15 protein-coding genes are annotated in these 24,168 nt (G+C 35.2%); 10 read left to right on the forward strand and 5 right to left on the reverse strand.

The features are described 5' to 3' along the window. Positions 1-77: 77 nt before the first annotated feature. A complete protein-coding gene (pnuC, locus tag BN1226_RS01485) occupies positions 78-803 on the reverse strand; it encodes a nicotinamide riboside transporter PnuC (RefSeq protein WP_005761355.1) in 726 nt (241 codons plus the stop codon). Positions 804-1,021: 218 nt separating this feature from the next. Between pnuC and rapA the strand changes: the two genes are divergently transcribed. The 5 genes from rapA to hslU all read left to right on the forward strand — a co-directional run bounded on the left by rapA (position 1,022) and on the right by hslU (position 8,820). Next, positions 1,022-3,919 carry an RNA polymerase-associated protein RapA gene (gene rapA, locus BN1226_RS01490; RefSeq protein WP_044469935.1) on the forward strand — a complete coding sequence of 966 codons (2,898 nt, stop codon included), beginning with the start codon at positions 1,022-1,024 and terminating at the stop codon, positions 3,917-3,919. A gap of 289 nt (positions 3,920-4,208) precedes the next feature. Continuing rightward, positions 4,209-5,558 carry an NADP-specific glutamate dehydrogenase gene (gene gdhA, locus BN1226_RS01495; RefSeq protein WP_044469682.1) on the forward strand — a complete coding sequence of 450 codons (1,350 nt, stop codon included), beginning with the start codon at positions 4,209-4,211 and terminating at the stop codon, positions 5,556-5,558. Between the two features lie 147 nt (positions 5,559-5,705). Further along, a complete protein-coding gene (gene bamC, locus BN1226_RS01500) occupies positions 5,706-6,707 on the forward strand; it encodes an outer membrane protein assembly factor BamC (protein ID WP_044469683.1) in 1,002 nt (333 codons plus the stop codon). A 204-nt stretch (positions 6,708-6,911) separates the two neighbouring features. After that, positions 6,912-7,433 carry an ATP-dependent protease subunit HslV gene (hslV, locus tag BN1226_RS01505; RefSeq protein ID WP_005761269.1) on the forward strand — a complete coding sequence of 174 codons (522 nt, stop codon included), beginning with the start codon at positions 6,912-6,914 and terminating at the stop codon, positions 7,431-7,433. A gap of 61 nt (positions 7,434-7,494) precedes the next feature. Beyond that, positions 7,495-8,820 carry an HslU--HslV peptidase ATPase subunit gene (hslU, locus tag BN1226_RS01510; protein WP_204204310.1) on the forward strand — a complete coding sequence of 442 codons (1,326 nt, stop codon included), beginning with the start codon at positions 7,495-7,497 and terminating at the stop codon, positions 8,818-8,820. Between the two features lie 116 nt (positions 8,821-8,936). Here the strand turns inward: hslU and BN1226_RS01515 are convergent, their stop codons facing one another. From BN1226_RS01515 to hemC, 4 genes are read right to left on the reverse strand one after another with little or no spacing between them, the layout of a single operon-like run. Continuing rightward, the gene (locus tag BN1226_RS01515; RefSeq protein WP_044469685.1) at positions 8,937-10,256 is read right to left on the reverse strand and encodes a heme biosynthesis protein HemY; all 1,320 of its coding nucleotides are present in this window, start codon (positions 10,254-10,256) and stop codon (positions 8,937-8,939) included. 11 nt (positions 10,257-10,267) lie between these two features. After that, positions 10,268-11,539, reverse strand: coding sequence for a uroporphyrinogen-III C-methyltransferase (locus BN1226_RS01520; RefSeq protein WP_044469686.1), 1,272 nt, complete (start codon positions 11,537-11,539; stop codon positions 10,268-10,270). 17 nt (positions 11,540-11,556) lie between these two features. Next, the gene (locus tag BN1226_RS01525; protein ID WP_005761310.1) at positions 11,557-12,306 is read right to left on the reverse strand and encodes a uroporphyrinogen-III synthase; all 750 of its coding nucleotides are present in this window, start codon (positions 12,304-12,306) and stop codon (positions 11,557-11,559) included. 3 nt (positions 12,307-12,309) lie between these two features. After that, complete coding sequence (gene hemC, locus BN1226_RS01530; RefSeq protein ID WP_044469687.1) at positions 12,310-13,242, reverse strand: hydroxymethylbilane synthase; 933 nt, start codon at positions 13,240-13,242, stop codon at positions 12,310-12,312. A 155-nt stretch (positions 13,243-13,397) separates the two neighbouring features. Here hemC and BN1226_RS01535 point away from each other — a divergent pair, with 155 nt between their 5' ends. The 5 genes from BN1226_RS01535 (at position 13,398) to ppx (ending at position 24,142) form a co-directional block, all read left to right on the forward strand. Beyond that, a complete protein-coding gene (locus BN1226_RS01535) occupies positions 13,398-15,899 on the forward strand; it encodes a class I adenylate cyclase (RefSeq protein WP_044469688.1) in 2,502 nt (833 codons plus the stop codon). A gap of 62 nt (positions 15,900-15,961) precedes the next feature. Then, positions 15,962-16,591 carry a response regulator gene (locus BN1226_RS01540; protein ID WP_044469689.1) on the forward strand — a complete coding sequence of 210 codons (630 nt, stop codon included), beginning with the start codon at positions 15,962-15,964 and terminating at the stop codon, positions 16,589-16,591. A 267-nt stretch (positions 16,592-16,858) separates the two neighbouring features. Then, positions 16,859-18,616: an autotransporter assembly complex protein TamA gene (gene tamA / locus BN1226_RS01545; RefSeq protein ID WP_082041896.1), complete on the forward strand. Its 1,758-nt coding sequence runs from the start codon at positions 16,859-16,861 to the stop codon at positions 18,614-18,616. Positions 18,617-18,661: 45 nt separating this feature from the next. Continuing rightward, positions 18,662-22,570 (forward strand): autotransporter assembly complex protein TamB, encoded by a 3,909-nt coding sequence (tamB, locus tag BN1226_RS01550; protein WP_044469691.1) that lies wholly within the window; start codon positions 18,662-18,664, stop codon positions 22,568-22,570. A 12-nt stretch (positions 22,571-22,582) separates the two neighbouring features. After that, positions 22,583-24,142 carry an exopolyphosphatase gene (gene ppx, locus BN1226_RS01555; RefSeq protein WP_044469692.1) on the forward strand — a complete coding sequence of 520 codons (1,560 nt, stop codon included), beginning with the start codon at positions 22,583-22,585 and terminating at the stop codon, positions 24,140-24,142. Positions 24,143-24,168: the final 26 nt, after the last annotated feature.

A 24,168-nucleotide genomic window follows, 5' to 3' on the forward strand; every position in this document is an offset into this window, starting at 1 on the left:
TTCAAGTTATTTAAAAGCTTTTCTATATCATTTATAGATAAACCGCGCTTGTTAAAGTGCGGTTTATTTTTTTAAATTTACATTGTTTGATGTTTTTTCACTAATTTAGTCCAATTGTAATACCCATAAATTGAATTACATAGGTACATAATATACATCACTAATAAAGGTAAACTGGTTTCTCCGTTTTGGAGATACATCCCTGTCCAAAGTGAAATAGTCAGAGCATTGACAATAATCCATAATGACCATTGTTCACGATAACGTAAAATCATGAGGATTTGTGCCACGATTGAAACACCCACGGTAACTCCATCTAATGCTGGCAATGCACTACCTAAATGGCGTAACCACTCAATATATGCATAAGTTACCGCAGCAGCTGCAATGCCAACAATAATCCATTGGGTTAAGGTAAGTGATTTTGCAATTACTTCTTCTACGCCAGCATCATTAACTGTATTTTGGCTTGTCATATGTTTACGCCACATGTAAAAACCAATAAATTGTACTGGAACATATACGAGGAGATTTAACATCATTTCACCATACAGTTCGAAAGTATAGGAAGTATATGCATAAAGTGAAACACTAATAAGGCCAAATAAATAGTTACTAATTTTTCCTTTACCGACAAAGACAACACAAAGTATACCTGTAATGGCGGCAATGGTAGCTATCCAACTATCAGGTTGATAAATAAAAATAGCAATTTGAATAACGAGAAAAAGAGTCAGCCAAAATGCTTCAAATTTTGTCCAGCCTCCGAAAAACTCATTTTTTAAATTTGTTGATAAACTCATAATGATTTCCTTTGAGTATAATAATGGTGTTGGGATTCTTGCATTGCCCTTGTTAATTGTCAATAAAGCTAATCTGAAATTAGAATAGTTTATTCTATACTTGATTAATAATAAGGCTAATAAGCGGTTATCTTCAACAGAGGATTCCTTTTTTTGTTGAAGCTCGTTAGAATACGCCCCTTTACATATTTTATTGTTTTTGTGTAGGTTAAAGCATGATGTCCTTTGCAGTTGGTCAACGTTGGGTAAGTGAAAGTGAGAGTGATCTCGGTTTAGGAATAATAACTGCGGTAGATAATCGTACGATTTCGATTATGTTTCCCGCAGTTGATGAGCAACGTATTTACTCCGTGGCTAATGCCCCTCTTATAAGAGTGATATTTCAGAAAAATGATATTGTTAGCCATCACCAAGGCTGGCAAGGAAAAGTGTTAGATGTGTTAGAAGAGGATGGACTATTAAGCTATTTAGTTATGCCAGAGGATAGTCAACAAGAAAGATTATTTAAAGAAATCGCCCTTGCTCATCAGATTACTTTCAGTAAACCTCAAGATCGTTTATTTACTGCACAAATTGATCGCAGTGATCGTTTTGCATTGCGTTATCAGGCATTGTTACAACAACAGGCTCAATTTTTGTCTCCTTTACGTGGATTACGAGGGGTTCGTGCGGGATTAATTCCTCATCAATTACATATTGCTAAAGAAGTGGGACAGCGTATTCATCCTCGCGTATTACTTGCTGATGAAGTTGGTTTAGGAAAAACTATTGAAGCAGGTATGATTCTGCAACAGCAACTTTTTTCAGGTAAAGTTGAACGTGTTTTAATTATTGTGCCTGAAAGCTTACAGCATCAATGGCTGGTAGAGATGTTACGTCGTTTTAACTTACATTTCTCGCTATTTGATGAAGAACGAGCGAGTGATTTTAGCGCAAATGAATATGATGAAGAATCTAATCCTTTTGAAAGCGAAAATTTTATTATTTGTTCTTTAGATTGGCTTATTTCTCAACCTAAACGTGTTTCACAAATTTTAGCAAGCCATTTTGATATGCTGATTGTGGATGAAGCACATCATTTAGCATGTTCTGAACAACAAGCCAGTTTACCTTATCAGTTGGTTGCACAACTGACCCATAATATTCCTGCCGTGCTTTTATTAACTGCCACCCCTGAACAATTGGGGCCAGAAAGCCATTTTGCCCGTTTAGCATTGTTAGATCCAGCTCGCTTTCATGATTATCAGACTTTTTTAGTTGAACAACAGCAATATCAACCTGTGGCAGATATTGTGCAAGCTTTATTGACCAATGCAGAATTAACCACCCAGCAACAGAAGTATATTATTGATGTATTAGATGAGCCATGTGAATTATTAATGACTCGTATTCACTCACAAAATAATCCACAACAATGTTTTATTGCGAGACAAGAGTTAATCAATCAGCTTATTGATCGCCATGGTACTAGTCGAGTGTTATTCCGTAATACTCGTCAAAGTATAAAAGGTTTTCCGCATCGTCAATATCATCAAGTCGCATTAGAGATGCCAGCGCAATATAGCAACGCTATTAAGGTTCTCAAAATGTTAGGTGAGAAAATGGATGATGGTTTGTTTTACCCAGAACAGTTATTCCAAAAAATGAATTCAGAGGCTAAATGGTGGGAATTTGATCCCCGCTTATCGTGGTTAATTCATTTTTTGAAAAATCATCGTGAAGAAAAGGTATTAGTGATTTGTCAGCATGCACATACTGCTATGCAATTAGAACAAGCTTTACGTGAGAAAGAAGGCATTTATAGTGCGGTCTTCCACGAAAAAATGTCTATTGTTGAACGAGATCGTGCAGCAGCTTATTTTGCACAAGTTGATGGTGCTCAAGTATTATTAAGCTCAAGTATTGGATCTGAAGGGAGGAATTTCCAGTTCGCTTGTCATTTGGTGTTATTTAATTTGCCTGCTGATCCTGATTTGTTAGAACAATGCATCGGGCGCTTAGATCGAATTGGACAGTCTCGAGATATTCAAATTCATGTGCCATGTTTTATAGATTCTCCACAAATGGTCTTAGCTCGTTGGTATCATCAAGGTTTAAATGCTTTTGAAGAAACTTGCCCAATGGGAATGGCAATTTTTGAACAGTGCGGTAAGAAATTATCAAATTTTTTAAATCATCCCACTGATTTGACTGGTTTTGATGAATTTCTTATGGAAACACGCCAGCAACAGCAAACCTTAAAACAAGCCTTAGAAAAAGGCCGGGATCGTTTATTAGAATTACATTCTCGAGGTGGAGAGCAAGCACAGCAATTGGCAGAAGAGATTGAGAAGGAAGATTATTCCACTGAACTGGTCAATTTTACCTTAAATTTATTTGATGTAATTGGTGTAGAACAAGAGGATTTAGGGGAAAAATCTATTGTGATTACGCCAACTAGCACAATGTTAGTTCCCGATTTTCCAGGTTTAAAAGAAGAGGGGGTTACGGTTACCTTTGACCGACAGTTAGCTTTGGTTAGAGAAGAATTTGAATTTCTAACTTGGGATCATCCTATGATACAACATGGTATTGATTTGATTGCTTCAGGTAATCTTGGTAAAACCGCCGTATCATTATTGCCACATAAATCCCTTCCTGAAGGAACATTATTAGTAGAACTTATTTATGTGGTGGAAGCTCAAGCGCCGAAAGCACTACAGCTGAGTCGTTTTTTACCACCAACACCAGTACGTTTATTGTTAGATCGTCAAGGTAATAATCTTGCACCACAGGTTGCTTGGTCAGCGCTAGAAAAACAATTACGTCAAATTAAGAAGAGTATGGCTAACAATGTGGTAAAAATGGCTCGTACGAATATTGAATTGATGATTAAGATGGGGGATAAACATATTGCTGAACAGGCACAAAATCTTATTCATCAAGCGCAACAAACTGCACAGCATCAATTAACAAGTGAACTTGATCGCCTTCATGCTTTAAAACGAGTTAATAAGAATATTCGCCAAGATGAAATTGATACACTTGAGTACATTCGTCAACAATCACTCATACAAATTCAACAAGCCACTTGGCGTTTGGATAGTTTGCGTGTAATAGTCAGTCATCGAGCATAACTTTAACGTTTATCTTCAGACTTGATTAAAGCTATCTCTTGAAATTCAAGAGGTAGCTTTTTTGTATAAAACGATAGTTTAAACTCTTGCTGATTTTCTGATTACTGTGGGAAAAAATTTATTGATTATATATTTTTTAAAAATAATGAATTTTATTATATTTTATTTACTCATTTATAAAAAATGATAATTTTTTGATAAATTAATTGTGTTTCTATTAATTTTTATTGCATATTATTTATAACTTCATTTATTTATATAAAAAAGCAAACACAACAAGGAGTTTATCATGTCTCAAGTCGTATCATCATTAGAGGTATTTTTGGCTAATGTTGCTCAAAAAGATCCTCACCAACCTGAATTTTTACAAGCTGTACGGGAAGTATTTACATCCATTTGGCCGTTTTTGGAAGAGAACCCTAAATATCGTTCAGAAGCATTATTAGAACGATTAGTCGAGCCAGAACGTGCATTTCAATTTCGTGTGGCATGGACGGATGATAAAGGAAATGTCCAAGTTAATCGTGCATTTCGAGTGCAATATAACAGTGCTATTGGTCCTTATAAAGGTGGAATGCGTTTTCATCCTTCTGTTAATCTTTCAATTTTAAAATTTTTAGGTTTTGAACAAACCTTTAAAAACGCACTCACTACATTGCCTATTGGTGGTGGGAAAGGTGGTTCAGATTTCGATCCAAAAGGTAAATCAGATGCGGAAGTAATGCGTTTCTGCCAAGCATTAATTGCAGAATTATACCGTCATATTGGTGCTGATACTGATGTCCCTGCAGGCGATATTGGCGTAGGTGCTCGAGAAGTCGGTTATCTTGCAGGCTATATGAAAAAATTATCTAATCAAGCAGCCTGTGTGTTTACTGGTCGTGGGTTGTCATTTGGTGGTAGCTTAATTCGTCCCGAAGCTACAGGTTATGGCTTAGTCTATTTTGCACAAGCGATGTTGGGGGAAAAATCGGATAGCTTTAAAGATAAACTTGTTGCAATTTCAGGTTCTGGTAATGTTGCACAATATGCTATAGAGAAAGCCATGCAATTAGGTGCCAGAGTAGTAACCTGTTCCGATTCGCTCGGCTATGTATATGATGAAGCAGGTTTCACGCCTGAAAAATTGGCAACATTAATGGAAATCAAAAATGTAAAACGTGGTCGAGTTAAAGAATACGCAGAACAATTCGGTTTAAAATATGTTGAAGGTAAACGCCCTTGGGAAGTAAAAGTAGATATTGCACTCCCATGCGCCACTCAAAATGAATTAGAGATTGCTGATGCTAAATTATTAATTAGCAATGGTGTGAAATTGGTCGCAGAAGGGGCTAATATGCCAACTTCAATTGAAGCAACAGAGGCTTTGCAAACAGCAGGAGTATTATTTGGACCAGGTAAAGCGGCTAATGCTGGTGGGGTGGCAACCTCTGGTTTAGAAATGGCGCAAAGTTCACAACGTTTATATTGGACAGCAGAAGAGGTTGATCAAAAACTTCATCGTATTATGTTAGATATTCATGAAAATTGTAAAAAATATGGCTCAGATGGTCAGGGTAATATTAACTATGTGGCAGGCGCTAATATTGCAGGGTTCGTGAAAGTGGCAGATGCGATGTTAGCACAAGGTGTATTTTAATGCCTAAACTTTAAATTTTTTTAAATTAAACCGCACTTTGAAAAGCATAAATCTGTTGAGAAGCCTTGAAAAAGTTAAACTTTTTACAGTTTTTAAAGTCAAAGTGCGGTATATTTAAGAAATGATAAAAAGTTAAAAGGATTATTTATGAAAAAATGGCTCTTATCTGTTGCAATTATCACCGCTTTAACAGCATGCTCAAGTGATGAAACTCGTCAATATGCGAATGATAGCTATGAAAAACATGCAGAATCTCAGATTCATTTTTCCCCATTAGAAACGGGCGGTGTCACCATCGTTGGTCAAAATAATCAATATCAATTACCCACTACAAATATTAGTAAGGGTTCTGCAGTAGATATTCGCCCACCTTCAATGCCAATGTCAATTATTGGAAATTCTGTTGCACAATTTAATGGAGAACAAGCTTCCATTGTTTATCCTGCTAATAAAAACACGGTATATAACTTAAAACAAATAGAGCGTTTGTTATCAGAAGAGAATATTACTTTTACCTCAAAAGAGAATCAAATTGTCACAGATTGGACGCCTTCTCAAGATAAGGATGTACAATTACGTTATCAAATTGAACAATTAGGAAATAAAGAGGCCAATGCATTAACAGTCGCAATTCTGGCAGCAAAACGTAAAGAGATTATTTTTACGCCATCAGTGCCTGAGAAACAACGTTATACATCCGATCGTTTAAATGCTTTTATTGGTAAATTGAACCAAGCCTATACTACGCAGATGGAACAAACTGCACCGCCTGTTACTGCTCCTTCTACAGGGCCTATTTCTGCGGATATCATAACAGATGTTAATAGACATACCGCATTAGGTTTAACTTCTAATTTTCAACAATCTTGGGATAAATTAGGTTCGGTTTTACCCGAATTAGGTTTTGAAATAAAACAAGAAATTGTTGGACGCGGTTATAGAGAGCTAAAATATAAAGAAGTAGATGACCAAATTTGGGCACGTTTAGGCCTCTCTAAACCTTCACTTGAAAGTGGCAAATATCATATGCAATTAAGTGCATATGGTCATCAAAGTGCGGTTGTGTTATCTGATGAAGATAAGCAAGCTTTATCTGGCGATAAAGCCCAAGTGGTATATCAAGCTTTAAAACTACTAGTCACAAAATAATATTTTCATAAAATGCACATTCTTTGCCATTAAGCAAGGAATGTGCTTTATTGCCTTGTTCTTAAAAAGTTAATCTATTTCCTTTCTAATTTTTATCTCTGTCTATCAAAGTCAATTATTAAATGAATTTTCATTTATGTTAGCTTGAAAAGCTTAAATTCAGCCCCATTTTAAAAGAAATCATCAAATAATAAAGGAAAGAATATGACTACAATTGTGTGCGTTCGTAAGAATGGTAAAGTCGCTATTGGTGGTGACGGTCAAGCAACCTTAGGTAATTGTGTCGAAAAAGGTACGGTTCGTAAAGTCCGCCGTTTATATAAAGATAAAGTTGTTACAGGTTTTGCTGGTTCAACTGCTGATGCTTTTATTTTACGTGACTTATTTGAAAAAAAATTAGAATTACACCAGGGGCATTTGGTTAAAGCAGCCGTAGAATTGGCAAAAGAATGGCGTACAGAACGTGCTTTACGTCGTTTAGAAGCGATGATGATTGTTGCTAATGAAAGTGAGTTTTTATTAGTTTCAGGCAGTGGCGATGTTATTGAGCCTGAATTTGATGTTTTGGCGATTGGCTCTGGCGGTAACTATGCAAAATCTGCAGCGCTTGCATTACTTCGCACTGATAATACGTTAACCGCAGCTGAAATTGTTAAACAAGCTTTAGTCATTGCTGGTGATATTGATATTTATACCAATCATAACCATGTTATTGAAGAACTTTAAAATAACATTTCCGTACGAAAGTGCGGTCAGATTTTAAAAAATTTTTGAATTAGGAAGATAAATTATGTCTATGACTCCACGAGAGATTGTCTCTGAATTAGATGCTCATATTATTGGTCAGAATGAAGCAAAACGAGCGGTAGCTATTGCATTACGTAATCGTTGGCGTCGTATGCAGTTACCTGAAGATCTACGCCAAGAAGTTACGCCTAAAAATATTCTTATGATTGGTCCAACAGGTGTGGGAAAAACTGAAATTGCTCGTCGTTTAGCAAAATTAGCTAATGCGCCATTTATTAAAGTTGAAGCAACTAAATTTACTGAAGTGGGCTATGTTGGAAAAGAAGTCGATTCCATTATCCGTGATCTTGCGGATATATCCATGAAATTAGTCCGTCAACATGAAGTTGAAAAAAATCGTATGAAAGCTCGAGATGCCGCTGAAGAGCGGATTTTAGATGTATTACTTCCACCTGCTAAAGATCAATGGGGTAATACAGAAGAGCATAATAATGAAAGCACTCGCCAAGTTTTTCGTAAAAAGCTGCGTGAAGGGCAATTAGATGATCGTGAAATTGAAATCGATGTTGCTACACCCGTGAGTGTTGAAATTATGACACCTCCAGGCATGGAAGAAATGACTTCTCAACTTCAATCTTTATTTGAAGGAATGTCGCCAAATAAAAGTAAAAAACGCAAAATGAAAATTAAAGATGCGTTAAAAGTGATGATTGATGAAGAAGCCACAAAATTAGTCAATACTGAAGAACTTAAACAGAAAGCTATTGAAGCGGTTGAACAACATGGCATAGTGTTTATTGATGAAATTGATAAGATTTGTAAAAAAGGTGAGCATGGTGGTGCCGATGTTTCTCGTGAAGGGGTACAACGTGATTTACTGCCAATTATCGAAGGTTCTACAGTGAATACCAAACATGGTATGGTAAAAACGGATCATATTCTGTTTATCTGTTCAGGTGCATTCCAAGTAGCGCGTCCATCAGATCTATTACCTGAATTACAAGGTCGTTTACCAATTCGTGTAGAATTAAAATCTCTCACTAAGGAAGATTTTGAACAAATTCTTACCGAGCCAAATGCTTCATTAACTTTACAATATCGTGAATTAATGAAAACTGAAGGGGTGGATATTGAATTTACACAAGATGGTATTAGTAAAATTGCAGAATCAGCCTTCCGTGTTAATGAGAAAACTGAAAACATTGGTGCACGTCGTTTACATACAGTGTTAGAACGTTTAATGGATGGTATTTCATTTGATGCGAGTGAACGCTCGGGTGAGAAAGTCGTTATTGATGAAAAATATGTTTCTGATGCTTTAAATGATGTTGTAGAAAATGAAGACTTAAGCCGTTTTATTCTATAAACGGTTATTATCTCAATGTAAAAGTGCGGTCAGATAATCAAAAATTTTTCTGAATTGAACCGCACTTTGATATAAAAAATGCCAGTGTCAAGCTGGCATTTTGTTTATATGTTAATTTACTTACTTACCCATTGAGCGGTTTTCACTGTTTCTTGAGGTTTATTTTCCACCGATTCAGGTAAGAATGCAGGAGGCTCTAAAACAATTTCTTCCGTTTTTAGGTTATCCACCGCCATAGCCGTTTTTAAGCTTGTTTCGCGTACTGATTTAGCCGCATCAAAATCTTGTACCTGTTCAAATACGTAAGCTGCCATAGTCGCATCATTCGGATCCAGTTTTTCTGAACAAGCAATTACCTTTTTAAAGGCTTCAGTGGCTTTTAAGAAGTTATCATTACGTACATATAAATAACCTAAAGCTCGATTTAATGCACATAGATTTTCTGATGAGGTTGAAGATGCACGTTTTTCAAGAAGTTTCATGAGTTTACTGCTATCAGTTGCTTGTAAGCGAGTAATCACATTAAATAATTCTCCACTTAAATCACGATTATCATCTATTTTTTTCACCGCATCTAAGGTCAATTCATAAGCTGAATCATGATCATTACAATCAATTAAACGTTTAATCAGACCTAATCTCGCATAAAAATTATTACGGCGTTTACGAGATTGATCATTCCACCATGCTAATAGGCCATCAGCTCCATCTTCATTCATAATTTCATCAAGTAAGCCATCTTCAACTTGATGTTGTAATTTAATAAATTCTTGTTGTGAATATAAACCACTATTTTCTAAATTATTTAGAATGTTATCTAATGCAGCAAATGCTTTTGAACGTGAGTAAATTTCAGTAGCTAATTTTAAGACTTCTGGATTGCGTGGCGCCATTTCTAGCACACTATCTACCGCACTTCGAGCCGCAGGTAATTTGTTTTGTTGTAATAAAATTCGAGTTCTTGCTAATTCAACGAGTAAATTATCTGAACCTGCTAATTCTGTGGCTTCAATGAGGTAACGGTTAGCACTGAATTCATCACCTCGTTGTTGAGCTGCTTCTGCCGCTTTAATAAAATTAAGGATAGGTTCTGCAGAATGTTTTGCATTTTTACCAATGAGTTTTTCTGCTTTAGAATAGTCTCCTTCATTCATTCGCATTAGACCTTCAAGGGTCTGTTGTTGTGCTTTTATGCGTTTTCTTTTAGAAAAAAAGTTATAGCTGTTATTGCTCCATTTAAAGAAAAGACTTACTAGCCATTCTAAAAGATATACAATAGCCATTGCCATCACAAAGAAAATGATCAATGTGGTAATTGACATTTCAATATTGTGTGAACTGGTTGCAATTAATACATAGCCTTGTTTGCCTGAAAGATATGGACCTGCAATCAAACCAGCTAATAAGGCAAGCATTAAAAATAATACTTTAAACATAATTTTGTTCCTTATTGTTTAGGCTCTTCACTGCTTTTCTCAGCAGGAGTTCCATTTTCTGTTTGTGGCATATTGGGTGTTGCTTCTGTTTTTTCAGTGAGATCTTTATCTACTGATAACTCCACCTTTTTTACCTCATGTACTTGTTTATTTAATAATTTATCTAATGCAGTTAGACTGTTTAAATGATCTGGTACATCCACATAAATAGATTGTTCAGCTAATTCATCTAAGCTCTTTAAAAAGTTTTTCGCTATTTCTGTATTGGTATCAAAATAACTTCTTACCCAAGAGCTTACCGCTTCAATAGATTGTTTATATAAGTCATTTTGCTGACGAGGAACCGCCAAAATTGCCATTTGTAAGCGTAAACGGATATTTTCACGTAGATAAATATCTTGGTTTGGTGCTAATAGCTCTTTTTTACTAGAATTGATTGGCGTTACCCGAACAAAGTGATTTAAAAAAGAAGAAGCACTTTTCTTTAAGTTGCTTTCCCAATCATTAACTGAATCTGATACGTTGGTATCATTTTGTTGGTTATCGAAATCAACATTTAACACCGTTAATTCATCAACACTATTGGCTAATTGTGACAAATGTTGCATGATTGCATTTTGGTCAATATTATTTACTGCGAGTAGCTGTTTTAAGTCATTATTCAGAGCCGTTCTTACTGCTGAAACCTGTGCAGTGCCAACTTTCTCTAATGCTTCATCCGCTAATTTTAATAGTGAGATACTGGTATCAACATCACTATCAAGAACCAGTTTACACAATGCATTTCCTAATAGAAAATCTGCTTCGGACAACAGCCAATCATTTGGTTGCTGAGCATTTACAGTATTTTTTATATGATTAATTTGAGTTTGTAGGTCCAAAAGGGCTTGGTTTTTTTCTGTTAGCGCTTGTTGTAGAGCGGTAATTTTATCCGCATTATCCTGATAGCCTTGACGAATTAAATTGGTCATTTCAGATTTTGTTTGATCTAAGTTAGGTAATTCAGCTACAGCGACTGATTTCTGACCTTCTAGTGAATTGAGTTTTTGGTGAATTTGCTCAACTTGCTGTTGACCAAAGTAATAACCAGCACCGCCTACGCCTAAAGCGACTAATAATGCAAGGAAGCCTAAACCAGCCCCACCTTTTTTGACAACGACAGGCTCTGGAGTGCGGTTGTTTTTCGCTATTTTTTCGGAACTTTCAGCTTTGATTTGTTCCTTTTCATCCTGAACGGTTACGCTTTCCACGTCTTCCACAGTTTCAGTTTGCTTATCTGTCATAGTTATAACCTTTTATTTCAAGAAATTAACGTTAGTAGGGTTTGTAATAAAGTATGATTATCAGCCTTTGGTGACACCACAACGTCTGTCCAACCAAAGTGGCGAGCCATTTTCTCAATTCTTGCACTCACTACAATTAATTGACAACTTTTTAACCAATTTTGCTCTGAGGCTGGCACAAATTCAATTAGTGATTTTAAAAGTTCTCCACTGCTTACAACAATAGTTTGAATTCCAGAACGTTTACAAATACTCGTTTGTTCTAAATTATCATAGATAATTGCTTGGCGTTGATAACATTCAATAATTTCAACCTGACCACCACGAGCTTGTACTTGTTCAGGAAATAATTCACGTCCACTATTACCTCGTAGTAATAATACCGTCTTACCTTTCAAAATATGCATTTCAGGTAAAGCGAGTAAACCTTCACTATTTTCTTGCTGAAAAGGATAATGAACGGCTTGTCCGCTTAGACTTGAAAAATGCATAGCTGTTTGTTGGCCAATTGCAAAGTATTGTAAATCTGCACGCCAGTGAAATCCTGTATTGTGCAAGGTTTCTGTTGCATATTCTACCGCATTTTGAGAAACCGCCATGACATAATCATTTGCTTTTAGTTGGATAAGTTTATTTGGCAGTTCATTTAATTCTCGACCTGCGGTGATGGTAAAAAAAGGCAGATGTAATGCGGCAACACCTGATTTATTTAACATTTCAACTAATTGTGTTCCTTTTTCACCAGGACGAGTCACGAGTACTGCCATAATTTACCCTTGGTAAACTTCTTCTAAAATTTTATCTGCACCTTGTGCCAAAAGTTGTTCAGCAATTTGCACACCTAAATTTTCTGCATTTTCTACCGCACTTTTGCCTTCAGCTCTGATGATTTGAGAACCATCTAATGCGCCAACTAAAGCACGTAGATAAACTTGATTATTTTGTATTTGAGCAAAACCACCAATAGGTACTTGGCAACCGCCCTGTAAATGATTATTCATGGCTCGTTCAGCAAGTACACAAATTGTTGTTTCTTGGTCTGCTAATGGTGCCAATAATTTTTTCACTCGGCTGTCATCTGCTCGACTTTCAATGCCTACTGCACCTTGACCTGCCGCCGGTAGCGACTGCTCTATTTCAATAAATGAGGCAATACGTTCTGACAAGCCTAAACGAATTAATCCTGCAGAAGCTAAAATAATTGCATCATATTCACCATTGTCTAATTTATTTAAACGTGTTCCAACATTACCTCGTAATGAACGAATTTCTAAATCAGGGCGTAATTTTTTTAGCTGACATTGTCGGCGTAAACTTGAGGTACCTACAATTGAACCTTTAGGCAATTCATCTAGATGATGATATTTATTAGAGACTAACGCATCACGAGGATCTTCACGCTTACAAATCACAGATAATTCTAATCCTGCTGGGAATTGCATCGGTACGTCTTTCATTGAATGCACAGCGATATCCGCTTCATGATTTAATAAAGCATGTTCAAGTTCTTTGACAAATAATCCTTTTCCACCAATTTTAGCTAAAGGGGTATCTAAAATTACATCGCCTTTAGTCACCATGGTAACTAATTTCACTTGCAAATCTGGATATAAGTTTGTTAAACGATTTTTAACATAATTTGCTTGCCATAAGGCTAAAGGGCTTTGGCGTGTTGCTATTTTTAAACTCTGTTTTTCATTCATAAAATAAGATTATTATTGTCGATATTTCAAATGAGTATATCCTATCACTGTTGTTTTAAAATGTCAGTCTATTTGATAGATTTACAGGATCCAGTTTGATTTAAATTATAAGCAGTGATAGAGTAGCAAGTCGTCTATTCCCTTTAGGATATATTTTGAAATACGATCTTGAGTTTGCCAAAAAACAAGTATTAAGTTTGCATGAGTTACGCATTGAACGAGCACTTGCGGGCTCAACGACAGACTTCCAACATGTTTTCCAATTAATTAGCTTACTGTTGCATCTTAACCATCCTGATTTACCAGGTTATGTCGTAGATGCACCTGCGGGTGTGGCTAACTTTGAAATTTCCGATTATCAAAAAAGCTTTCTTACAGATTATTCGTTTTATCCAGAATTTTTTACTCAATTAGAACAGCTTTCACAACTCCATCAAAGTGAAAAAACGCCTATTTATGGTATTTATGTGATGGGTAGTATTGCTTCTATTTCACAGACTACGAAATCAGACTTAGATACGTGGATATGTCATAGCCCAATGTTATCGCCTTATGCTCTCAGTAAGTTGCGTCAAAAAGCAACGTTATTAAAATTGTGGGCAAAACAATTGAACACCGATATTAACTTTTTCCTGATGGATGAATCTCGTTTCCATAGTTATCGTTATGCAAATGAATTATCCGCTGAAAATAGTGGTTCAGCACAATATATGTTGCTGTTAGACGAATTTTATCGTTCTGCTATTCGTTTAGCGGGAAAACCGTTATTGTGGTTGCATTTAAATGTAGAAAATGAAAAAGAATATGAGCAGGAAGTAAGAAATTTAGTCGTAACAAAACAAATTAATCGTTCCGAATGGGTTGATTTCGGTGGGCTAGGTTCTTTTTCTGCTAATGAATATTTTGGTGCAAGTTTATGGCAGTTATATAAAGGAATTGACTCTCCGTATAAATCTGTCCTAAAAATTCTATTGCTTGAAGCATATTCCTGGGAATACCCAAATACACAATTAATTTCCCGAGAATTTAAACAAAAACTTTTTACTTCAGACAATATTAAAGAACAATGTTTTGATGCTTATATGGCAATGCTTCATCGAGTAACAGATTATTTGACTAATCTGAAAGATGAGAAACGGCTAGATTTTGTACGTCGTTGTTTTTATATAAAAGTGACAGAAACCATTCGTATTCGACCTCTTGCACCTTGGCGTGCTCAATTATTAAAAAAATTGACAGAACAATGGCATTGGAATGAAGAGACGATTAAGTACTTAAATGCGGTACCTGATTGGAAAATTCGTCAAGCTAAAGAAACTCATAATAAATTAATTCGTGTGTTGATGTTAAGCTACCGTAATTTAGTCAATTTTGCACGTAAACATAATGTAGATGCGAGTATTGCTCCTCAAGATATTAGTATTTTGACACGTAAATTATATAGTGCTTTTGAAGTCTTGCCAGGCAAGGTAACATTAATGAATCCTAAATTAGCCTGGAATTTATCAGAAGAGCATTTAACTTTTATTGAGGTGAATGAAGATAATGGTGTGAAACCTGGTTGGTATGTGGTTAATCAAATGCCATCAGTAGTGTTAACATCACAGCAACGTTATAGTGAATATAATGTTATGTTGATTAAACTAGTTGCATGGGCTTATTTTAATCGACTACTTACCAAGACTTCTACTATTCATATTTCTAGTGAATCAGTAAGTCTTAGCAAGTTGAAGCAGTGTATTGAAGATCTTCATGAGTCTTTTCCTGTTTGTGTTCCACCAGCTACTAATGAAGAATTAAATCACCCTTGTGAGATCCGCAGTTTAGCTGTTATGGTTAATTTGACTGATGATCCAACCAAACGAATCGGTTTACAGAAATCAGAAATTCAACAAAGTGATTTGTTTAGTTTAGATGGTGAAAATGACAGTTTAATTGGCAGTGTTGACCTGATTTATCGAAATAAATGGAATGAAATTAAAACCCTACACTTTGAGGGAAATAAAGCCATTTTATCCACATTAAAATTACTTTCTAGTAAAATTCATCGAGCTTCCACTACGCCTGAACTCATTAATGTCTTTTGTTATAGCCAGTACTATCAAAATGAGTTAACAGAACTCGTTTCTAATTTAATCAATAAATGTATTAGTATTCAGTTAGGAACAACCAATATTACGAAAACAAATAATCATGTGTTACGTGTTGCAGGTAAAAATTGGCAATTTTTCTTTCAAGAACGCTCATTATTAGCTGATCATTTACAAGATCCCAATGTAATTATTGATCAGGCTCTAGAAGATAAAACACAATCATCGGTTAAAAAAATCGAACAGCCTCCATATTACCCACATCAAATAGAAGCATTTGCCAGTGAAGGTTTTTTACAATTTTTCTTTGAAGATAATGAAGATAATTCATTTAATGTTTATATTTTAGATGAAAATAATCGTATTGAAGTGTACTTTGAGTGTGAGGGCGATAAAGCACAAAAAATCAGAGAAATTAGCCAAATTTACAACGCTTCAGGCTTTGATAATAAAGGTAACTATTACAAAATAATAAAACGAGATTTTAATTATCCTCAATTTTATCAATTAAAAATGCAACATAATAAACTCCTTATTCTGCCGTTTAGTCATTCACATACAGTATAGAATCTTAATTAATATTGTTTTATAATCAAATGAAATGACTTAAATAATATTTGGATATTAATATGAGTGAAAAAACAAAAGTTATTGTAATTGATGACCATCCGCTTATTCGTCGTGGTATCAAACAACTTATTGAACTGGATGATCAATTTGAAGTTGTCGGTGATGCAGGAAGTGGTAATGATGGTGTCGAGCTTGCGATGAAAACATTGCCTGATCTCATTATTCTTGATTTAAATATGAAAGGTCTGTCAGGTTTAGATACATTAAAAGTCTTACGTCAAGAAGGGGTTGATGCTCGTATCGTTATTTTAACTGTATCTGATTCTAAAGCGGATATTTATGCTTTAATTGATGCGGGTGCAGATGGCTATTTATTAAAAGATACTGAGCCTGAAGTTTTATTAACGCAAATTAAAAAAATTGCTCAAGGTGAGATTATCCTGAGTGATTCAATTAAGAGTTTATTGGTTGAGCGTCATCCAGCCCATGAGCCTATTCATTCTTTAACAGATCGTGAAATGGATGTTCTACAATTGATTGCAACGGGTCTTTCAAACAAGCAAATTGCTACCCAATTATTTATTTCAGAAGAAACAGTGAAAGTGCATATTCGTAATTTATTACGTAAATTAAATGTACATTCACGTGTGGCTGCCACGGTTCTTTACCTGGAATATAAAGGTTCATAATGTCGTATTTATAAAAAAGCTAATTGAAATTGCAATTAGCTTTTTTATTTCCCTATTTTTTACCGCACTTTTTAATTGAACGATTGTCTGTAATTGAGTAAGTTAATTATTAATTCGTAATTTTAATAAGAACTCCCCAAATAAATTAACAAAAAATATGAGAATTTGTCGAAAAATCATATATTTTCGCATTGCTAAACTTTTAGTTTACCGAGTAAACTAGAGTAGTTTATTATCAAGGGAAGTGTGACACATTTTGGCTATATTATGAACCGTTTAACTCAACATTTATCTCTAGTTATTAGGATTATTTTTTTTGCATTTATTTGCAATTCTAGCTTTGCTGAGCAGACAGTTGAACTGAGTGTTCAAGGTATTAAGAATAAAGAATTAAAAGAAAATGTTCGTCTTTATTTAGACACATTAGATAAAGACACTGCTGATGGTTCTGAACGCTATCAAAATAATGTAAAGGAATATATTGATAAAGCTTTACGTGTTTATGGTTACTATGATAGTTCCGTAGTATTTGATCTGCAACCTCGTAAAAATGTAAAAGATCTATTAGTTGCACATGTAGATATTGGTGAGCCAACACTTCTTACAGGAACAGATATTCGGATCACTGGAGACGCTGTAGATGATGATTATTTTAAAAAATTAAATAGTAAAATTCCTGAAAATGGTACCGCACTTAATCATGAAGCCTATGAAAATTATAAATCGTCATTAGAAAAATTAGCTATCCAACGAGGCTATTTTGATGCTCAATTCCCTGTTCATCAACTACAAGTTATGCCATCAAAACGACAAGCTTGGTGGGTAATGGATTTTAATAGTGGCGTTCGATACCGCTATGGCAACATTACTTTTGAACATTCTCAAATTCGTGAAGATTATCTGCGTAATATGTTAGAAATTCAATCAGGTGATAAATACTTGATTAATGATGTTTCTGAAATGACTAACAATTACACTTCTAGCGGTTGGTTTCAATCTGTGATGGTGAGTCCTGAATTACATGAAGATAGCAAAACTGTGGATTTGCATGTATTAATGTACCCTAAACGTAAAAATGCAATGGAAGTCGGGTTAGGTTATTCCTCAGATGTAGGGCCTCGTGCAAAAATCGGTTGGACTCGTCCTTGGATCAATAGCCGAGGTCATAGTTTACATTCTAATCTTTATGTTTCATCTCCAAAGCAAACCTTTGAAATTACATATAAAATGCCATTATTGAAAAACCCAAGATTATATTATTATGAATATTCTGCGGGTGTTGAAAACGAAAATGATAATGATACGGATACCAAATCATTAGCGGCGACTTTTGCTGGATTACGTTATTGGAATAATCCGACAGGATGGCAATATTCACTAGGGTTAAGAATGCGTTATGATAAATTTACCCAAGCTGCGGAGAAAGAAGAAAAAACCTTATTAGTTTATCCCACAGCATCTGTTAGCCGTGCAAGAACTTCTGGGGGATTATTTGCCACCCGAGCCGATACGATTAGCTTAACCGCTGATTTTGGACATAAAATCTGGATGTCTGATGTAGACTTTTTTAGTATTAGAGCTAAAGCAGGATGGATAAAAACCTTTGCCGTTAATCATCGTTTTTTAACTCGAGGTGAAGTTGGCTATCTCCATACTAATCATTTAGAACGAATTCCTCCTGCATTACGTTTTTTTGCTGGTGGCGATCGTAGTATTCGTGGATATGGCTATAAAAAAGTGTCACCTAAAAATAGTAAAGGCAAACTGGTTGGTGCTTCTCGTTTAGCTTCAGGAACTTTAGAATATCAATATCAAGTAGTTTCTGATTGGTGGTTAGCAACTTTTGCTGATGCTGGTTTAGCCGCTAATTCTTATAATGTCGGTGAGTTGCATTATGGCGCAGGTATGGGTGTTCGTTGGGCATCACCAGTAGGTGCAATTAAATTTGATATTGCGACTCCGATTAGAGATAAAAATAACAGTAAAAATATTCAATTCTATATTGGTTTAGGTACAGAACTATAATGCTTTTTTTCAATTTATGTTAGATTGAATGACTATGGATTTTATATGACAGAGAATATTGAGAATACAACTACAATAGAACCATCTCCACCAGAAAAAACACCAACTAACAAGAAAAAATGGTGTTATCGTATTTTCTGTATTGTAAGTGTAATAATTTTAGTTCCTATTATTGGTGTAATAGGTGCATTATCCAATCAATCTGGTCAACAAGAGTTATTAAAACTCACTGATAAAATGATGGATAATTTATCTTTTGAACAGATTACAGGTAACTTGCAAGAGGGATTAGAATTACATAATGTTCGTTTTCAATCTCCAGGTATTGATACTCTTGTAGAAAACGCCCATATAAAACTAGACTTTAGTTGTTTTTGGCATGGTGAAGTTTGCGTAGAAGACATTAGTATTCAAAAACCAATCATCAATATTGATACTTCACTCTTACCCCCTTCAGAAGATGAGCCTGAAAAAGAATCAGAGCCAATGAAGCGTATTCATTTACCCGTCTCCATTTCAGTAAAAAATGTTTCAGTAGATGAACTTGCTTTAGGGATCGATGCTAATCAGCTTATTCTAGGACATTTTAAAACCGCAGCTAGTCTCGATAATGAAAAAGGTCTAATTCTTTTCCCAACAGAAATTAATGACTTTAGTTTTGTTACTAAAACGACTAAGGCTGAGTTAGAAAAAGCAGAAAAACAAATAGCAGAAGAGGCTAAACAGGTTCAGCCTGTGGATTGGGCGAAAATTGAAGAAACGTTAACTCCACCTTTATTAGGTGATGTAATGCAAGTGATATTACCTTTTGATATGCACATTGAAGATATCCAAGGTAACAATTGGAAATATGAAAGCTTTATTGACGATAAGTCACAACAAGTTATTACTGTTCCTCATATGCAATTACAAGCAGATGCTACGGATTATCATGTTCAATTAAAAACCTTAAGTCTCAACAGTAATCTTGGCAATCTTACAGGTAGCGGTGAATTACAACTAAATGAAGATTTCCCATTGGATATAACCATTCATACTGATATTAATCAGATGAAGCAAGGAAAAGTCATCCTTTTGCCAGACAGTCAACTTGAACTCAAGTTGTCTGGAAATTTGAAAAAACAGACCGCACTTTCTCTCACTACTAGTGGGGCAATGGAGGCACTTTTAACTGGGAAGTTTGAGCTTAATGAGGAGAAAACACCTTTCGATTTACAATTAATTGGTAAGAAAGCACAGTATCCATTTAGTCTCTCTGATGGTTCTATGCCTTTACAACTGCAAGATATTAATTTAAATGTGAGTGGAAATTTACTTGATTATAAAGGGCAATTAAGTGCTCAAGTAGAAGGAATGGGGATACCTAAAACTCAAGTTGATTTTGATGGACAAGGTAAATTATATGAAGCGACTATAGAAAGATTACAGTTTCTTACTTTTGACGGAAGCCTTAATTTAGTTGGGCATATAAATTGGAAACAGGGCGTAGAATGGAAAACGGATGCAGTCTTGAATAAGATTAATATGGGCGGTTATATTAAAGATTTCCCTGCAATTCTTTCAGGAAATATTTCTAGCTCAGGATTGGCAAATAATCAAACTTGGAAAGTGGAAATTCCTACGTTAGATGTCAAAGGAACTGTCAGCCAGCGCCCACTTAGCTTAAAAGGTAACCTCACAGCAAGCCAAGAGACACTATTAAATATACCTGATTTATTGCTGACTTATGGAGATAATAAAATTTCAGCAAAAGGTATATTAAGTGATAAATCAGATTTCAATCTTGATATTAATGCACCTAATTTAAAAGGGTTAGTTCCCGATTTATCTGCTTCAGTAAACGGTAAAATGGTATTAACTGGCAACATTGCTGAACCTCATTTGGATCTTGATCTAAAAGGAAATCAAATTCAATATCAGAATTTCCATCTTGGTAAGTTTAATGCACAAGGTAAAGTCAATTCAGAATCGCAAATAGAAGGCAATTTAAATATTGCTCTTGAGGGATTTAACTATGGCGATATCAAGCTAAATAATGCAACTTTAACTGCTCAAGGTGATGAGAAAAACCATCAACTACATTTACGTAGTCATGGTGAACCTGTTGCTGCACAGTTAAATTTAACAGGATCTTTTGATCGTAGTACACAAGTGTGGAAAGGTTCGATTAGTCAAACAGATATCAAATCTCCTATTGGTAATATTACCAATAATCAATTTACCGTAAATTATGATAATAAAGAAAGTAAAACAACAATTTCATCTCACTGCTGGCATAATCCGAGCATTGAACTTTGTTTTCCTGAAAATTTAGTTGTCGGCTCCACAGGAGAAATCCCATTTGAGATTAAAAAAGTTGATTTAGCTTTAGTGAATAAATTGACTGAAAAAGAAAATTTACTTTCAGGTCAATTAAATAGTAAAGGAAAAGTTGCTTGGTTTACTGATAAGCCAATGAAGCTTGATGCTGAAATTAAAAGTGATGGGATTAAATTTGCACAAAAAATAGAAGGAAGAGAATTTAAATTAGGGGTTTCAAAACTCAATCTTACTGCCAATATGGAAAATAATAATTTAGCAGTGAAATCAGTGATTAACTTACAAAATCAAGGTAATCTTAATGCAGATTTGAAGTTGCAAGATTTATCTAAATCCCGAAAACTAAGTGGTTCATTAAAAATAGCTGGATTAAATTTAAATCTTGCTAATCAACTGTTGGCTAATACAGAACATATTTCTGGTGACGTAGGGGCTAACTTAACCTTTGCTGGTGATCTGAATAGTCCGTTGATTAATGGTAATTTTGATGTAAAAAACATGAAAGCTGCAATGAGAGCTTTACCTTTTGATTTAACGGGTGGCGATCTAACATTAAGATTTAACGGTAATCATTCTGTTCTACGTGGAAATTTACAAACATCTGAAAGTCGATTAGAAGTCGATGGCGATGCAAGTTGGAAAGATATTGATCACTGGACGGCTCGAGTACATGCTAAAGGCAATGAATTTAAACTAGATATTCCTACCATGGCAAAACTTAAAGTTAGTCCAAATGTAGAAATGAAAGCTTCACCTAAGTTATTAGAGTTAACTGGAAATGTTGATATTCCTTGGGGACGTATTATTGTTGAGAGTTTACCTGAACATGCAGTATCTGTTAGTAAAGATGAAATTATTTTAGATGATACTAAACCTCGCACAAGAGTCGTGCAATTCCCTGCTGAAGCAGAAGGCATGGCGATTAAATCTGATTTAAAAATTAATATTGGCGATGATGTTTTTCTTGATGCTTATGGTTTGAAAACTGAACTTGTTGGAAACCTAATGGTAAAACAAGAAAAAGGAAAACTTGGCTTATATGGACAAATTGATTTGAAAAAAGGTCGTTATGCTTCTTTCGGACAAGACTTGTTGATTCGTAAAGGATACATTAGTTTCAACGGATTACCTTCACAACCGATGCTAAATATTGAAGCTATTCGTAATCCTGAAGCCATGGAAGATAGCAATATTACCGCAGGTGTAAATGTGACAGGTTTAGCAGATGCTCCAACGGTGCAAGTCTTTTCTGAACCGGGTTTACCACAGGATCAAGCATTATCTTACTTACTTACAGGTCGTTCTCTTGAAAATAGTGGCGAAGCGGGGTCTAGTGGTTCTGTCGGCGCGGCATTATTAGGTATAGGATTAGCTAAGTCAGGTAAGTTAGTTGGTGGCATAGGCGAGGCTTTTGGTATTCAAGATCTAAATTTAGGTACTTCAGGTGTCGGCGATAGCTCTAAAGTGGTGGTTAGTGGTAATATAACGCCAAGATTACAATTGAAATATGGGGTTGGCTTATTTGATGGGTTAGCTGAGTTTACATTACGCTATAGATTATGCCCACAACTTTATTTGCAATCTGTTTCTGGTGTTAACCAAGCGGTTGACATTCTCTATCAATTTGAGTTTTAACTTTGGAGTTTTATGAAGAACGATACTTTACGAGTAAAAGCCACCGCACTAAGCCATAGTTCTTTTCATGGAATATCAGAAGCAAAAGAAATTGCGGCTATTGATCTCGGCTCAAATAGCTTTCATATGATAGTTGCTCGTATTGTTAATGGCTCTATTCAAGTGCTTTCACGTTTAAAACGGAAAGTACAATTAGCCGCAGGATTAGATGAAAATAATTTGCTTGATCAAGCTGCAATTACGCGAGGAGTAAATTGTCTTTCCTTATTTGCTGAACGTTTACAAGGATTTTCTCCTGAAAATGTGAATGTAGTAGGGACTTATACTCTTCGAAGTGCGGTCAATAATCAGGAATTTTTACGTCAAGCCCAAGCTGTATTTCCTTATCCTATTCGAATTATATCAGGTGAAACTGAAGCTGAAATGATCTATGCAGGCGTCTCACATACCCAGCCAGAACAAGGTCGTAAACTGGTGATTGATATTGGTGGAGGATCTACGGAAATGATCATCGGTGATAATTTTACTCCCCTTTTAGTGAATAGCCGTAATATGGGGTGTGTCAGCTTTGCTCAACAATTTTTTCCCCATGGAGAGATTTCTGAGGAAAATTTTTATCAAGCGAGAGAGACTGCCTTAAGTCGCATTCAAGATCTGGCTGTTGAATATAAACAGCACGGTTGGAAACATGTTTTAGGTTCCTCAGGTACAATTAAAACAGTACACCAAGTAATTATGGGGAATATTGATAGTGATGGCATTATTACCGCAGGTCGTCTTGATCTCCTAATAGAAAGAACCTTAAAGTCTCAGCATTTTAATCAGTTAAAACTCATAGGTTTAAATGAAGAGCGAGTGGATGTTTTTGTACCTGGACTGGCTATTTTAAGTGCGGTTTTTGATACCTTTGATATTGAACAAATGCGTTATTCTGATGGCGCTTTACGTGAAGGCGTCATGTATAGTTTGGAATCGAATTTTCAAGTTAGTAATATTCGTGAACGTACCGCTGAAGGATTGGCAGAACAGTTTGATATTGATCGAGAACAAGCACAACGAGTAACAGAAAGTGCAATTTTATTGGTGAAACAATTTACCAACTGGCAAGTTCCAGAACAAGTAGACGAGCTTAAAGAAATCTTATTATGGGCAGCATTATTGCACGAAGTTGGATTGGTCATTAATCATAAAAATTTACAACGTCATTCAGCGTATATCCTTGCAAATATTGAATTACCTGGTTTTGATAAAGAGCAACAAAATTTATTAGCGACTTTAGTACGATATCAAATAAATTATTTTAAATTAGAGGAAATTGGAAATTTCTCACGTTATCATTTCCAAGACATATTTAATCTCATTAGATTATTGCGTATTGCAATTGCCTTAAATAAATCTCGACAAGCGACTGAATGTGCAGAAAGTATAACTCTCACTATTGAGCCTCATTCAAACGCTTGGTTCTTAAGCTTTAATGAAAATTATTTACGAGATAATCCCTTAGTAGAAAACGATTTAGCCTATGAGCGATTGCAAATGAAAGAGCAAGGAGCTGAATTTGACTTTAAATAATACATAAATTTTTGTAAAAAACACCG

It is taken from the genome of Mannheimia massilioguelmaensis (genome assembly GCF_000940515.1).
In the GTDB taxonomy this organism is placed as follows: Bacteria; Pseudomonadota; Gammaproteobacteria; order Enterobacterales; family Pasteurellaceae; genus Basfia; species Basfia bettyae.

Bases quoted from the DNA above. Each gene is read 5' to 3' on its own strand.
- tamA (WP_082041896.1), top strand. From the start codon at position 16,859: ATGAACCGTTTAACTCAACATTTATCTCTAGTTATTAGGATTATTTTT.
- bamC (WP_044469683.1), top strand. From the start codon at position 5,706: ATGAAAAAATGGCTCTTATCTGTTGCAATTATCACCGCTTTAACAGCA.
- BN1226_RS01525 (WP_005761310.1), bottom strand. From the start codon at position 12,306: ATGGCAGTACTCGTGACTCGTCCTGGTGAAAAAGGAACACAATTAGTT.
- gdhA (WP_044469682.1), top strand. From the start codon at position 4,209: ATGTCTCAAGTCGTATCATCATTAGAGGTATTTTTGGCTAATGTTGCT.
- pnuC (WP_005761355.1), bottom strand. From the start codon at position 803: ATGAGTTTATCAACAAATTTAAAAAATGAGTTTTTCGGAGGCTGGACA.
- rapA (WP_044469935.1), top strand. From the start codon at position 1,022: ATGTCCTTTGCAGTTGGTCAACGTTGGGTAAGTGAAAGTGAGAGTGAT.
- BN1226_RS01520 (WP_044469686.1), bottom strand. From the start codon at position 11,539: ATGACAGATAAGCAAACTGAAACTGTGGAAGACGTGGAAAGCGTAACC.
- BN1226_RS01540 (WP_044469689.1), top strand. From the start codon at position 15,962: ATGAGTGAAAAAACAAAAGTTATTGTAATTGATGACCATCCGCTTATT.
- BN1226_RS01515 (WP_044469685.1), bottom strand. From the start codon at position 10,256: ATGTTTAAAGTATTATTTTTAATGCTTGCCTTATTAGCTGGTTTGATT.
- ppx (WP_044469692.1), top strand. From the start codon at position 22,583: ATGAAGAACGATACTTTACGAGTAAAAGCCACCGCACTAAGCCATAGT.
- hemC (WP_044469687.1), bottom strand. From the start codon at position 13,242: ATGAATGAAAAACAGAGTTTAAAAATAGCAACACGCCAAAGCCCTTTA.
- tamB (WP_044469691.1), top strand. From the start codon at position 18,662: ATGACAGAGAATATTGAGAATACAACTACAATAGAACCATCTCCACCA.
- hslV (WP_005761269.1), top strand. From the start codon at position 6,912: ATGACTACAATTGTGTGCGTTCGTAAGAATGGTAAAGTCGCTATTGGT.